The sequence below is a fragment of the Streptomyces albicerus genome (assembly GCF_008905045.1).
In the GTDB taxonomy this organism is placed as follows: Bacteria; Actinomycetota; Actinomycetes; order Streptomycetales; family Streptomycetaceae; genus Streptomyces; species Streptomyces albicerus.
Window position 1 is genome coordinate 1 of the sequence record NZ_VWMY01000070.1, and the last position, 12,871, is coordinate 12,871.

Annotated in this window: 14 protein-coding genes and 2 pseudogenes; 13 read left to right on the top strand and 3 right to left on the bottom strand. The window is 70.4% G+C overall.

Annotated features, from left to right (window positions below; translation table 11 throughout):
* Positions 1–182: 182 nt before the first annotated feature.
* The 5 genes and pseudogenes from GAS53_RS43635 to GAS53_RS43655 all read left to right on the top strand — a co-directional run bounded on the left by GAS53_RS43635 (position 183) and on the right by GAS53_RS43655 (position 2,979).
* Positions 183–449 (top strand): annotated as a pseudogene (locus GAS53_RS43635) (GlsB/YeaQ/YmgE family stress response membrane protein).
* Between the two features lie 151 nt (positions 450–600).
* A complete protein-coding gene (locus GAS53_RS43640; RefSeq protein ID WP_151483332.1) occupies positions 601–1,176 on the top strand; it encodes a TerD family protein in 576 nt (191 codons plus the stop codon).
* Positions 1,177–1,269: 93 nt separating this feature from the next.
* Positions 1,270–1,938: a hypothetical protein gene (locus tag GAS53_RS43645; protein WP_151483333.1), complete on the top strand. Its 669-nt coding sequence runs from the start codon at positions 1,270–1,272 to the stop codon at positions 1,936–1,938.
* A 102-nt stretch (positions 1,939–2,040) separates the two neighbouring features.
* A complete protein-coding gene (locus GAS53_RS43650; RefSeq protein ID WP_151483334.1) occupies positions 2,041–2,625 on the top strand; it encodes a TerD family protein in 585 nt (194 codons plus the stop codon).
* Positions 2,626–2,700: 75 nt separating this feature from the next.
* On the top strand, positions 2,701–2,979 hold the full coding sequence (locus GAS53_RS43655) for a twin-arginine translocase TatA/TatE family subunit (protein ID WP_151483335.1): 279 nt from the start codon (positions 2,701–2,703) through the stop codon (positions 2,977–2,979).
* A 12-nt stretch (positions 2,980–2,991) separates the two neighbouring features.
* On the opposite strand, the gene GAS53_RS43660 is transcribed toward GAS53_RS43655, so the two are convergent.
* Entirely contained in the window at positions 2,992–3,360 is a 369-nt protein-coding gene (locus GAS53_RS43660) for a hypothetical protein (protein WP_151483336.1), read from the bottom strand.
* 293 nt (positions 3,361–3,653) lie between these two features.
* Here GAS53_RS43660 and GAS53_RS43665 point away from each other — a divergent pair, with 293 nt between their 5' ends.
* Positions 3,654–4,076, top strand: a complete 423-nt coding sequence (locus tag GAS53_RS43665) for a MerR family transcriptional regulator (protein WP_225859455.1) — start codon at positions 3,654–3,656, stop codon at positions 4,074–4,076.
* Positions 4,039–4,992 carry a carboxymuconolactone decarboxylase family protein gene (locus GAS53_RS43670; protein ID WP_225859456.1) on the top strand — a complete coding sequence of 318 codons (954 nt, stop codon included), beginning with the start codon at positions 4,039–4,041 and terminating at the stop codon, positions 4,990–4,992. Before GAS53_RS43665 ends, GAS53_RS43670 begins: the two co-directional genes overlap by 38 nt.
* Before the next feature lie 477 nt (positions 4,993–5,469).
* Here GAS53_RS43670 and GAS53_RS43675 read toward each other — a convergent pair whose 3' ends face one another.
* The gene (locus tag GAS53_RS43675) at positions 5,470–6,366 is read right to left on the bottom strand and encodes a LysR family transcriptional regulator (protein ID WP_151483337.1); all 897 of its coding nucleotides are present in this window, start codon (positions 6,364–6,366) and stop codon (positions 5,470–5,472) included.
* 423 nt (positions 6,367–6,789) lie between these two features.
* Here GAS53_RS43675 and GAS53_RS43680 point away from each other — a divergent pair, with 423 nt between their 5' ends.
* From GAS53_RS43680 to GAS53_RS58140, 6 genes are read left to right on the top strand one after another with little or no spacing between them, the layout of a single operon-like run.
* Positions 6,790–7,248: a (2Fe-2S)-binding protein gene (locus tag GAS53_RS43680; protein WP_318723692.1), complete on the top strand. Its 459-nt coding sequence runs from the start codon at positions 6,790–6,792 to the stop codon at positions 7,246–7,248.
* Positions 7,245–8,228, top strand: coding sequence for an FAD binding domain-containing protein (locus GAS53_RS43685; RefSeq protein ID WP_151483339.1), 984 nt, complete (start codon positions 7,245–7,247; stop codon positions 8,226–8,228). Before GAS53_RS43680 ends, GAS53_RS43685 begins: the two co-directional genes overlap by 4 nt.
* A complete protein-coding gene (locus tag GAS53_RS57830) occupies positions 8,225–9,007 on the top strand; it encodes a xanthine dehydrogenase family protein molybdopterin-binding subunit (RefSeq protein ID WP_263974223.1) in 783 nt (260 codons plus the stop codon). Before GAS53_RS43685 ends, GAS53_RS57830 begins: the two co-directional genes overlap by 4 nt.
* Entirely contained in the window at positions 8,998–10,419 is a 1,422-nt protein-coding gene (locus GAS53_RS57835; protein WP_263974225.1) for a xanthine dehydrogenase family protein molybdopterin-binding subunit, read from the top strand. The genes GAS53_RS57830 and GAS53_RS57835 overlap by 10 nt, the downstream gene beginning before the upstream one ends.
* Positions 10,416–10,781: an XdhC family protein gene (locus GAS53_RS58135; RefSeq protein WP_318723694.1), complete on the top strand. Its 366-nt coding sequence runs from the start codon at positions 10,416–10,418 to the stop codon at positions 10,779–10,781. The genes GAS53_RS57835 and GAS53_RS58135 overlap by 4 nt, the downstream gene beginning before the upstream one ends.
* Entirely contained in the window at positions 10,778–11,587 is an 810-nt protein-coding gene (locus tag GAS53_RS58140) for an XdhC family protein (RefSeq protein ID WP_318723695.1), read from the top strand. Before GAS53_RS58135 ends, GAS53_RS58140 begins: the two co-directional genes overlap by 4 nt.
* 78 nt (positions 11,588–11,665) lie before the next feature.
* Here GAS53_RS58140 and GAS53_RS57115 read toward each other — a convergent pair.
* Positions 11,666–12,490 (bottom strand): annotated as a pseudogene (locus tag GAS53_RS57115) (IS701 family transposase); the annotation flags it as partial.
* Positions 12,491–12,871: the final 381 nt, after the last annotated feature.

Below are 12,871 nucleotides of genomic sequence, written 5' to 3' on the forward strand. Positions count from 1 at the left end.
AAGCACCGCACCCTCTACCAACCCGGGCACCAACAAACAGCCTGACCAAGCCCACAGACCTTGACCAAACAGATAGAAGCACCCCCCCCACTACAGCATCTACATGACTGTAGAAGCTAGGCCGCCCGGACAGGTTCTTCCGTGCCGCACCGACGGCATCGACACAAGCAGAGACGGCAGACATGAGCGTTATCGCATGGCTGGTTCTGGGGCTGCTCGCCGGGGCCATGGCCAAGGTCGTCCTGCCCGGGCACGATCCGGGCGGACTCATGGGTACGACGGTCATCGGCATCGCGGGGGCCTTCCTGGGCGGCTGACTCTCAGCGAGGTTCCTCGACCGGCCGGTGCAGCGGGAGTTCTTCGACGCCGCCACCTGGGGCTCGGCCATCGCGGGCGCGCTGATCCTGCTGATCGGCTACCGCATCATCTTCGGCAACTCCCGCGACTGACCGGCCACTTCACTGCACCCACCGTTTCTCGGCCATACGCGACACGGCCGGCCCCGAGGATCACGCAAACCCTTGCTCGTTTTCTACAGTGTTGTAGTTTTAACTCCCGGGCCTGCCGGGCCTGACCTGACGCATCGAGAAGGAGTACGCAGTGGGAGTTTCCCTGGCCAAGGGTGGCAATGTCTCGCTCAGCAAGGAGGCACCGGGCCTGACCGCCGTCCTGGTCGGCCTGGGCTGGGACGTACGCACCACCACCGGCACCGACTACGACCTCGACGCATCCGCCCTGCTCCTCGACGCCTCGGGCAAGGTGCTGTCCGACCAGCACTTCATCTTCTACAACAACCTCACCAGCCCCGATGGTTCGGTCGAGCACACCGGCGACAACCTCACCGGTGAGGGCGAGGGCGACGATGAGGTGGTCAAGGTGAACCTCGCGGGCGTGCCCGCCGAGATCGACCGGATCGTCTTCCCGGTCTCCATCCACGACGCCGAGAGCCGCGGCCAGAGCTTCGGCCAAGTCCGGGGCGCCTTCATCCGCGTCGTCAACCAGGCCGGCGGCGCCGAGATCGCCCGCTATGACCTCTCCGAGGACGCCGCCACCGAGACCGCCATGGTCTTCGGCGAGCTCTACCGCAACGGCGCCGAGTGGAAGTTCCGCGCCGTGGGCCAGGGCTATGCCTCCGGGCTGACCGGGATCGCCTCCGACTTCGGCGTCGGCGTCTGACACAGGCAGCCCGCCCCCGGGCCTGATCCCCGGGGGCGGGCCCGGAAACACCCTCGTCCAGGCCGATGCACCTCCCAGCCGTCAGGAGACCACGTGGCCGACCCCTCTGGCCTCCGTCCCGAGGACCGGGCGGACTTCGAAGCCGTACTGCACCTGGCGCTGGCCACCCCGGACATCCTGGGCGCCCTGCGCGCCGACCCGAGCGGCCTGGCCGCCACGCGCCTGCGCAGCCGGGCACTCGCCGACGCCGACGAGATCACGGCGGCGGCCTGCGGCGAATACCGCACGTATCTCACATGTTCCGCCTCGAACGCGTCCGCCGAGGAGACCACACCGCACCGACCCGCCGGCTCCGGCCCGGTGGCCGCCCTTGCGGTGCTCACGCTGCCGGTGGCCGCCTCGTCCGCCGCTGTCCTGCTCGTCCTCGGCTACCTGCTCCAGCTGACCGGCGTTCGGGGCACACTGCCCGGCTCGCTCATAGCCGTCGGCTGGATCCTCGCGCTCGTCGCGGCCTTGAGCGCTCTCATCGCCCTTGCCACGCTGCCGGGCACGGCGATACGCGGGCGCGGTGGCTCCGTGACCCCCGCGCGGCTGGAGCAGGCACGGCTGGACTGGCAGCAGGCCCTGCTGAAGCGCGGCATGCTGCCCCACCTGCGCCGGGCAATCAGCGAGGATCCATCCCTTCACCCCGATCCGCCCACGACACCGTCCCCCGCCACCCCCACCACCGACTCCAAGAGCAGCCCCCCGCTCACCGGCTAGCAGCCGTGCCGGTCCGGACGGGCGAGCGAGCGGGCGGGCGGGCGAGCAGACGGTCCCGGACAGTTCCCTCAACAGCACCAAACCCGAAGGAGAAGCACCCTCATGTCGGTCAACATGACCAAGGGCCAGCAGATCAGCCTGAACAAGGCCGACGGCAGCGCCCTGACCTCCGTCCGGATGGGCCTGGGCTGGCAAGCCGCACCCCGCAAAGGCTTCCTCGCCAAGCTCACCGGAGGCGGGGAAATCGACCTGGACGCCTCGGCCGTACTCTTCGCCGCAGGGCAGCAGGTCGACGTTGTCTTCTTCCAGCACCTGGTCAGCGATGACGGCTCCGTCCGGCACACCGGCGACAACCTCACCGGCGGAGCCGGCGCCGGAGGCGACGACGAATCCATCCTCGTCGACCTGGCCCGCGTCCCCGCCCAGGTCGACCAGATCGTCTTCACGGTCAACTCCTTCACCGGCCAGACCTTCACCGAAGTACAGAACGCCTTCTGCCGCCTGGTCGACGAGACCACCGGAGCCGAACTGGCCCGGTACACCCTCACCGGAGGCGGCAAGCACACCGCCCAGATCATGGCCAAGGTCCACCGCACCGGCGGCAGCTGGCAGATGAAGGCCATCGGCGAACCCGCCACCGGCCGCACCTTCCAGGACCTGCTGCCGTCCATCGCACCCCACCTGTAGACCAGGAACGCCCCGACCGCCTCCCCGATGCGCCCGGCGGTACCCGGACCCGACCCCACAGCAGACAGGACCCGCATGTTCGGACTCAGCGAGCTCGCGATCATCCTTATCGTCGTCATAGCCGTCCTCGCCGCCAAGAAACTCCCCGACCTCGCCCGCTCGGCGGGCAAGTCGGCGCGCATCCTCAAGGCGGAGGCCAGGGCGATCAAGGAGGAGGAGCAGGGTACGGCCCGGGAGCAGACGGCCCCTCGCGTGATCCCGGGCGAGACCAGCACACCCGGCACACCGCCCACCGATGCGCCCCAGTCCACCCCGCGACCGGGCGGCGAAGCGCCTCCGCGCGCCCAGAGCTGACGCACGCGGTGTTCACACGCCCATAGCGCGCAGCAGCATCGGCAAGGAATGGTGCAACTCCCGCTCCCCGTAGGCCGGATGGTGGGTGCCGGAGTGGAAATGACTGGTCACCGGGGCGCCGAGCCGCCGCAGCCGGGCATCCAGGGAGCGGGTCAGGTCGTGGATGACGGCTTCCGCCGGGTCGTACCCACTGCCCGGCGGATCGAGCGGTCCCGGATTGCCGTCCCCGGTTGAGAGGTAGACGTGAGTGCAGCGCAGGCGCTCGGCCAAGTGGTGCGGGTCGTGCGCCTGCCAGATGGCCCGCTGGGCGTCGCGGTCGCCCCACAGGGCGTCCAGGTCGCCTCCGTACGCCTCCTCCATCTGCGGCCATACCTCGCGCATCCGCGGGTGGAGGAGGTGGACGGGTCCGCTGAAGCTCGCGGCGGCGCAGAACAGGTCCGGCCCGACCGTGAAGCGGCGGGCCCAGCGGGGGCCACGTGCGGTTCGAGGCCGCCGAGTCGTTCACGGATGACGCCGCCGCAGCGCGCGCGAAGAGCTCATGCGGGTCTCCCGGGAATCCGCCTCAGCCCGGCGAGACGGCGGGAGGCGCAGTGGCACCCAGAATCCGCCCACCGACCACGCGTCCCTGCCCCGGCCCTTGCGTTGAAGCGCGCTTCAACTCGTACGGTCGTGGTGTGGCGACCGAGCGGATCGACAGGACTCTGACCATTGCCGAGACGTCCGAGCTGATCGGATTGAACCCCTCGACGCTCCGCTACTACGAACGCGTCGGCCTGATCGACGGCGTGCAGCGCGGGCCGGACGGCCGGCGCCGTTACCGGGCGTCGGATCTGGCCTGGATGGAATTTCTGGTGCGGCTGCGCACGACCGGGATGTCCATCCAGGGGATGTTGGAGTTTGCGGAGCTGCGCCGGAGCGGGGACGCCACCGTGCGGGAGCGGCTGGAGCTGTTGCGGAGCCACCAGGCACAGGTCAGGAGGGAGCACGAGGCCGTGATGCGCAGCCTCGATGCCATCGACAACAAGATCGAGCACTACGAGCGGCTGGTGGAGGAACGGGATGAGGGACGGAACGGGGACAGCGGACGAGAGGCGTGACGGACAGCGGGCGGGAGCGGAAGGCAGCGACAGGCGGGCCCTGCTGCGGTACGGAGTGGTGGGAGGGGCCAGTGCGGTGGCGGCCTCGCTGACGGGGACGGGCGTGGCGGTGGCCGGCAGCGCGGATGATGGGGTGTCCAAGCGCTATGCACGGGGTGTCGCCCGGATGAAGGAGATCGCCGGGGAGGACGCCCTCGCCACGGTGGAGGCGCTGGAGGACATCGCCCCCGATCTGGGGCGCTTCGTGGTCGAGTTCGGCTACGGGGATGTGCACGCACGGCCCGGACTCGACGTGCGACAGCGGCAGTTGGTGACCATCGGCGCGCTGACCGCCGCCGGGGACACCGCACCGCAGCTGCGGTTCCACATCGGCGCGGCACTGCATGTCGGACTGGACGCGGCGCGGGTGGTGGAGGCGCTGATCCACCTGGTGCCCTTCGCAGGGTTGCCGCGGACGCTCAACGCGGTGGCCGCCGCACGCACCGTGTTCGAGGAGCGGGGAGTGCGGGTGGAGCCGATCGAGGTGGAGCCCGGCGGAGACCGTTATGCGCGGGGCGAGGACAAACTGCGGGAGGTCGACGGCGAGCACGGCATCGAGGTGGTCGAGTCCCTGAATGACGTGGCACCGGATCTCGGCCGGTACATCGTCGAGTTCTCCTTCGGGGACGTGTACGCACGACCGGGGCTGGACATGCGGCAGCGGCAGCTCGTCACCCTGGGCGGGCTGATTGCCTTCGGTGACACCGCACCCCAGCAGAAGGTGCACTTCAACGCCGCGCTCAGGGTGGGACTCTCACCGCGGCAGGTGATCGAGACGGTCATCCAGACCGTCCCGTACGCGGGGTTTCCCCGAGCGCTCAACGCCGTCGGCGTCGTGCGCGAGGTCTTCGAGGAGCGGGGCATCCGCGCCACCTGACCGGAACAAGCCCGCGCCGTCCTGCGCCACGGACCCCGACATGCATCAGCCGATGACGGCCGACGCCATAGCCGTCCTCGAGCAGCCTGCGCAGTTCGTCCAGGTGGAAGGTCTCCCATGCCGGAGGGCCACCCGGCGGCGTGGTTCCACCAGTTGGTGTGCAAGCCGATCGGCTGGTCCGGAAACCCGGCGTCCGGCATGACTACGAGCACGCCACGCAGCTGCGGCAGTTCCTCGACATCGCTCTCCTGTGTCATGTCGCATGGTTGTCGATCCCACCGTGCATGAGGTACATGACCGGCCAATGTGGCGGTTGCCGGTTGTTGCCGGCCCTCGACTCCGGTCATGCCGTCGGCGAACCCGCGCGGGTTCCGCGAATCTGCCACCCCTTTACGCTCCGTGGTGACGCACTGGGCTGATCTGGCGGGAATCGGGCGACACAGTGGACAGCGAGACTTCCCCACCGGTGGATCGGGCTTACAGACCACGCCCGGTGAGGTGGGCGTGGGCGGACTCGCGGAAGGCCGCCACGAGGCGGTTGTGGTCGTCGGTGCGGGTGGCGAGGACGACGTGGCTCGGCTCGACGCCGTGCAGTGGGACGGTGGTGAGGTCCGGGCGGATGAGGTCGGCCCGCAGGCCGGACGAGACGATCGCGGCGGCCTGCCCGGCGGCGATGAGTTCGAACTTGTCCTCGACGGCTTCGACGAGGGGACCGTCGGGTGCCGGGCTTCCGTCAGGCCGGGGGTCGATGCGCCAAAAGGCGTTCCAGACCGGGTCGGGAAGCCGGGGCAGGGGTTCGTCGGCGATGTCGTCGAGGGTGATGGACTCCTTGCCCGCCAGGCGGTGGTCGCGGGGGACGAGCAGGACCCGGGGCTCGTCGTACAGGTCGGTCACGTGCAACTGGCCGGTGGGGAAGGGCAGTCGGGCCACCACCGCGTCCACCCGGTGTTCGAGCAGGGCCGCGCGCGGTTCGTTCCAGGCCACGTGCAGGGTGTGGGCGTCGGCGTCCGGGTGCTGGTTGCGCAGTTCGCGCACGGCCGGGGTGACGGTGAGTCCGGTGGTGTACCCGATGGTGATGCGGTGTGGCTCGGCGGCGGCGCGGGTGTACGCCGCGGCCTGGGCGGCTGAGCGCAGCAGGGCCTTGGCGCGGGGCAGGAAGACCTCTCCGGCTTCGGTGAGTCGGGTGCCTCGGGGGGTGCGTTCCAGGAGGCTGGCACCCAATTGCTGTTCTAGTCGGCGGACTTGACGGCTCAGGGACGGCTGGGTGATGTGGAGGGCCGCAGCGGCGCGGCCGAAGTGCCGGTGTTCGGCGACGGCCGTGAAGTATCGGACCAGGCGCAGGTCGAGGTCCGGTGCGGAACCTAAGTCGGGCATGCCCCGAGCGTAGTCCGGGACGGCCGGATTCCGCTGCGTCGTTGCCCCCTTTACGCAGCGGTGATGCCTGAAGTGCATGGCCATGCGAAACAGGCTTTGGACGTGAGCTGCTTCCCGCTCGGACGATGGGGGCACCGCATCAGGCGCCCTCACCACCGCACCGGCATCGAATGCATCTTTCCTGCACACGAGCGCGCCTCCCTCGAATAGCTCTCGAACAGCCGAGGAGTTGGAGACACATGCCCGAGAACCCCGAGAACGATGAAGGCTCAGCAGCCGGGCACGACCGTCGCACCGTTCTCAAAGCGGGCGGCATCGGCACCGCCGTGGTCGTCCTGCCCGGTGGTGCGGAGGCGGGCGCACGGGGACGTCCCGACGCTCAGGCCGCCGCTCAGCCGGCCGCAACGACCGAGATCACGCTCCTTGCACCGGCTCACGGTCGAGGCCCGGGTCACCCTCCTCGACGCACTGCGTGACCGCCTCGCACTGACGGGGGCGAAGAAGGGCTGCGACCGGGGCGAATGCGGCGCCTGTACCGTCCTGGTCGACGGACGGCGCGTCAAGTCATGCATGACGCTCGCCGTGATGGAGGACGGCCGACGGATCACGACGGTCGAGGGCTTGACCCGTGGTGACCGACTGCACGCCGTGCAGGAGGCGTTCATCCGGCGCGACGCCTTCCAGTGCGGGTTCTGCACCTCAGGCCAGATCATGTCGGCCGTAGCCTGCATCGACGAAGGCCGCACCGGTTCCGACGACGAGATCCGCGAGTGGATAAGCGGCAATCTGTGCCGCTGCGGCTGCTATCCGAACATCGTCGACGCGGTACGCGACGGTGCAAGAAACGCCCCGGGGGGCGGCGCGGGGGAGGCCGGACGATGAAGCTCTTCGACTACGCGCGCACCGCGCGTGCCTCCGAGGCCGTCGAGTTGGTCGCGGCCCGTCCCGGCGGCGCGTTCATCGCGGGCGGGACCGAGCTGACGAATCTGATGAAGGACGGTGTCCTCGCCCCGGATCTCGTCGTGGACGTGAACAGTCTCCCCTTGGACCACATCACCTTGCGGAACGGTCGGTTGAGCATCGGGGCCACGGCCCGGATGCGGGACGTCGCCGAGCATCCGGTGGTACGGGAGCACTTCCCGGTCGTGTCCGAGGCGCTGCTCGCCTCCGCTTCCCCGCAGGTGCGGGGCCGGGCCTCCGTCGGCGGGAACCTGATGCAGCGCACCCGGTGCTGGTACTACCGCGACCCGGGAAGTCCCTGCAACCGGCGGGAGCCCGGCAGCGGTTGCCCGGCCCTCAAGGGGCAGAATCGCTGGCACGCGATCCTCGGCGGCAGCGACCACTGCATCGCCGTGCACCCCTCCGACCTGGCGGTCGCGCTTGCCGCGCTGGACGCCGTCGTCCTCACCCTCGGACCGGACGGCCGCCGCTCCCTTCCGCTCCGGGACCTCCACCTGCTGCCGGGCGGCACTCCGCACCGGGAGACCGGGCTGCGGCACGGCGAGATGATCACCGGGGTGGAGATCCCGCAGAGCCCGCTGGCCCGTCACTCCCGCTATCTCAAGGTGCGCGACCGGGCCTCATTCGAGTTCGCAGTGGTCTCCGTGGCGGCCGCGCTGACGCTGAAGGGCCGGGTCGTGAGCGACGTGCGCCTCGCGTTCGGCGGCATCGCACCCAAGCCGTGGCGCTCCCCGAAGGCCGAACAGGCCCTGCGGAACCGCCCGTTGACCGAGGTCACGATCGCCATGGCAGGTCGCGCCCTGGTGAAGGACGCCACGCCGCGCGAACACAACGCCTTCAAGGTCGACCTCGTGCAGCGCGCCCTCGCCGACATCCTCGAAACCCTCGGAGGCAAGCGATGAGCCCGATCGTGGGCCGCCCCGTCGCCCGTGTCGACGGACGCGCGAAGGTGACTGGGGCGGCCACCTACGCGGCCGACGCATTGGTCCGGGACGTACTGCACGGCTCTCTCGTCCTGAGCACCATCGCCCGCGGGCGCATCACCCGCATCGACACCGGCGCGGCGGAGCGCGCGCCCGGCGTACGGGCTGTGTTCACCCACCGCACCATGCCCCGCCTGAAGGTGCCCACCCATCCGTCCTTCATCAAGAAGGTCCTGCCGCTGCAGGACGCGCACATCCACCACAGCGGCCAGCCCGTGGCTTTCGTGGTCGCCGACACCCTGGAGCAGGCCCAGCACGCGGCGACACTCGTCCAGGTCTCCTACGCCGAACGCACTCCCCAGGCCGTCCTCGCCGACGCGATGGACGAGGCGTACGTCCCCGCGCCGGGCAGCGACGGCCCCAACGAGATCACCCGCGGGGACCCCGCCCAGGGGTTCGCGCAGGCCGACGTCCGCGTCGACGTCACGTATACGACGCCCATGCAGCACCACCAGCCGATGGAGCCGTCCGCGGCCATCGCCGTCTGGGAGGGCGAGCGGCTGACACTGCACGAGTCCACCCAGGGCGTCACCGTCATACAGGCGTGCGCCGCCGAGGCGCTCGGCGTGCCGCCTGAGAACGTCCGCGTGCTCTCGCCGTACCTCGGCGGCGGCTTCGGAGCCAAGGGCCCTGGCCGTCCACCCTGCTCACGGCCGCCGTCGCCCGACAGCTCAAGCGCCCGGTCAAGCTGGTGCTGACCCGTGCGCACACCTACACCGCGCACGGGCACCGCGCCGAGGGCCACCAGCGGTTGCGGATCGGCGCGAAGCGGGACGGCACGATCACCGCCATCGACCACGACTCCACCCAGCAGACCTCGCGTACCGAGAAGGACAGCCTCTACAACCACAGCACGGCCACCCGCCTGTTGCACGCCTGCCCCAACCTGCACATCGCCCAGCGCGCGGTCCGCCTCGACCTGCCCGTGCCCGCCTACATCAGGGCGCCGGAGGCCATGGCCTCCCACGGCCTGGAGTCGGCCCTGGACGAGCTGGCCTACGCCCTCGACATGGACCCCGTCGAACTTCGCCTGCGCAACCACGCGTCCGTCAACTACGACACAGGCAAGCCCTGGGTCAGCAAACGGCTCGACGAGTGCTACCGGCACGGCGCCGCCGCGTTCGGCTGGAGCGAACGCGATCCGCGCCCCGGGGCGATGCGCGACGGCGACACCCTGATCGGCTCGGGCATGGCAGCCATCGCCCACTCGGCGGGCGGTATCCCGGGATCGGCCGCCCGCGTGGAACTCACCACCCAGGGCAAGGCCATCGTCCAGAGTGCCACCCACGACCTCGGGACCGGCACCTACACGGTCATGTCCCAGGTGGCCGCGCAGGTCCTCGGCCTGAAACTGGCGGACGTCGACTTCCAACTCGGCGACACGGCCTACCCGTCCGCGTCCATGTCCGGCGCGTCCTCGACCGTTCCGAGTGTCGGCGCCGCCGTCAACCGGGCCTGTACCCAGGCCCGCAAGGACCTGATCGACCTCACGGTCGCCGACGAGCGCTCACCGCTGCACGGCGTCCCGGCCGACCGGATCAGCGCGGAGGGCGGGGAGTTGTACGTGACCGACCTGCCCCGGCGCCGCGACAGCGTCCGCGCCGTCCTCACCCGCCACGGCAAGCCCCTCAAGGCCGGCGTCGAGCCCGCCCCCGAAACCCCGGCTCAGTACGCCACCGGGGCCGTCTTCGCCGAGGTCCGCGTCGACCCGCGGCTCGGCCGCGTCCGCGTCACCCGCATGCTCGGAGCGTTCGACCCCGGCCGGGTCCTCAACCGCCGGACGCTGCGCAGCCAGGTCATCGGCAGCTTCGTCTGGGCCGTCGGCTTCACGCTCACCGAGCACACCCTCGTCGACCCCCACCTGGGACGCATCGTCAACCCCAACCTCTCCGGCTACCTCCTGCCCGTCAACGCCGACATCCCCGAGATCCAGGCCCTGTTCGTGGACAAACCGGATCCCACGAGCGAGGCCCTCGGCGCCCGCGGATTCGGGCAGGCCCCCATGTGCGGCGCGACGGCGGCCATCGGCAACGCCGTCCACCACGCCACCGGGCATCGCATCCGTGACCTGCCCATCACCCAGGACAAGATCATCCGAGGCGGACGATGACCACCACCCCGGAGCACGCCACCTGGGAGCGGCTGCATGCCCTTTGGGAAGCCGGTACGCCCTGCGCCCTCGCCACGGTCGTCTCCACCTTCGGCTCCGCCCCACGCCGCCCCGGAGCGATCATGCTCTCCACCCCGGACGGCAAGGTCACCGGCAGCGTGTCCGGCGGCTGCGTGGAGGGCGCCGTGTACGACCTGTGCCACCAGGCCATCCAGGACGGCATCCCCGTACTCGAACGCTACGGCGTCAGCGACGACGACGCCGGAGCGATCGGCCTGACCTGCGGCGGCACCATCAACGTCTTCGTCGACGCGTCGACCGACGAGCCTTCCCCGAACTGGGCTACCTCGTCGAGCACATGAGGTCGGGCACCGCCGTCGCCCTGGCCACAGTCGTCGAAGGCGACGGATCACGGCAGCCGGGCGCCCACCTGGTCTGCTGGGCCGACGGCACGAGAGGAAGCACCGGCAGGTCCACCCTCGACGGTGAGATCACCGAGGCGGCCCGGCGGCTGCTCGCGCACGGCCGCCCGGGCACCTTCCCACTCGAAACCGCCAGCCCGGCCGGCGGCCTGCAGGTGTTCATCAACTGCCTGGCCCCGCCGCCCCGCATGCTGGTCTACGGCGCGGGCGAGCTCGCCGCGGCCCTCTCCCACCAAGGCTCATTGCTCGGCTACCGGGTCACCGTGTGCGACGCCCGCCCGGTCTTCACCACCCCCGAGAGATTCCCGGACGCCGACGAGGTCGTCGTGGACTGGCCCCACCGCCACCTCACCGCCGAGGCAGCGGCGCGGCGCGTCGACACCCGCACCGTGGTCGTCTCGCTGACCCACGACCCGAAGTTCGAAATCCCCCTGCTCAAGGCCGCATTGCGGATGAACCTGGCCTACGTCGGCGCCATGGGCTCGCGCCGCAGCATCGAGCAGCGCAAGGTGTCACTGCGGGCAGCGGGCCTGACGGACGACCAACTGGCCAGGCTCAGCGCCCCCGTGGGTCTCGACCTGGGCGGTGCCGACCCGGCGGAGACAGCGTTGTCAGTCGCCGCCGAGATCCTCCTGCTTCGCCACGGCGGTGGCGGGGCGGCGGCCCGCCTTTCCGCATCCACCGGCCCTATCCACCGGGAGTTCTCCGCAACCATGCCCGTGCCGGGCGCCAACGGCGCCGCATAGACCGTCGGCCCCGAGCGATTTGTGCTGCACCTCCCTGGAGCTCGACCTTTCGTTCTGACCAACCGTCACGCCAAGTTTTGTGCGGGTGTGAAAGGAGCCGTACCACAGGCAGGTGGTCTCGGCGGCGAACACCGTCTCGATGCGACCGTAGCGGACCACCGCTGGCAGGGTGAACACCCGCGTGGCGGCCGGCTCGGCCGGCGTGGCGAGCCGCCCGCCCTTCAGGCGGGGCCGCCCGCGCCGTCCGGTCGGCGGCGGAGCGAGCGCGTGGAGCACCGCGTTGGACGGCACCCGGGTGGTGAAGGTGACCGATGCGGGCAGGTCACGCAATGCACGGCCGTGGTAGGCGGCGTCGGCGACCACATCGATACGCCGGCTCCAGTGGCAGGCGGCCAGGAACCGGATCATGGAGGCGGCGAGCTCGACCTTGGTCTGCTCGCCCTTCGGGCGGTGCAGTCGGGCGGCGATGGGCAGGCACACCGGCCGGGACGGGAACGGCAGCTCCACCACCAACCCCAGGACGACGAAGCAGGTGCCGTAGCCGTTCCCATCGCGGCCGGTGGCAGAATCGTCGTGCTGCCAGGCGGCACCGAAGACCTTCTTCCCGCGCCGTTTGGACAGCGTGTCGTCCACCGCCACCGTCAGCGGGGTGCCGTCGGGCACCAGCGAGCGCACCACCAGATGGGACAGCGACGCACCAAGCGTCTGCGGGTCGCAGCGGGCGCGGGCGAAGAAGGAGTGGGCCCGGTCGTGGGACCAGTGACGCGTCAAGTTCGCGCCCAGCAGCATCCCGGTAACCGTGCCCTGGCCGATGTTCGCACTCAGTCCGGTGACCAGCGCGGCGAACGTGGAGAAGGTCGGCGAGGTGAAACTGCCGCGTAAAGCACCCAGCACGGCGAGCAGAGATGCGGGTACGGTCCGGCTCCCAAGGCATCGGCGGGTCCCTCACAGCAGGCGACATAAGCACCGCCGATGCTTCCCTGCCGTCCGCCCCCAGGCCGGACTGATGGCCACAGGTCACCCGCGCGAGCCACCTGGCTGACGGTTGATCAGAACGGCGAAATTCGAGGAGAATCGGATCATGGCGATATGCAAGAAGTGCGGCGTGCGAAAGCGCCGTTGGCCCCGTTCCTGTCCCGGGTGCCGCGCCGGGTCGGCCCGGGCGGACGTGGCCGTGGCGGGGGCCGATGTGGCCGTGGCGGGGGCCGATGTGGCCGTGGCGGCAGGACTGTTCGGGTGGATCAGACGGGCAGTCACGGGCGTTGTGCGGCGGATTCTCGACTG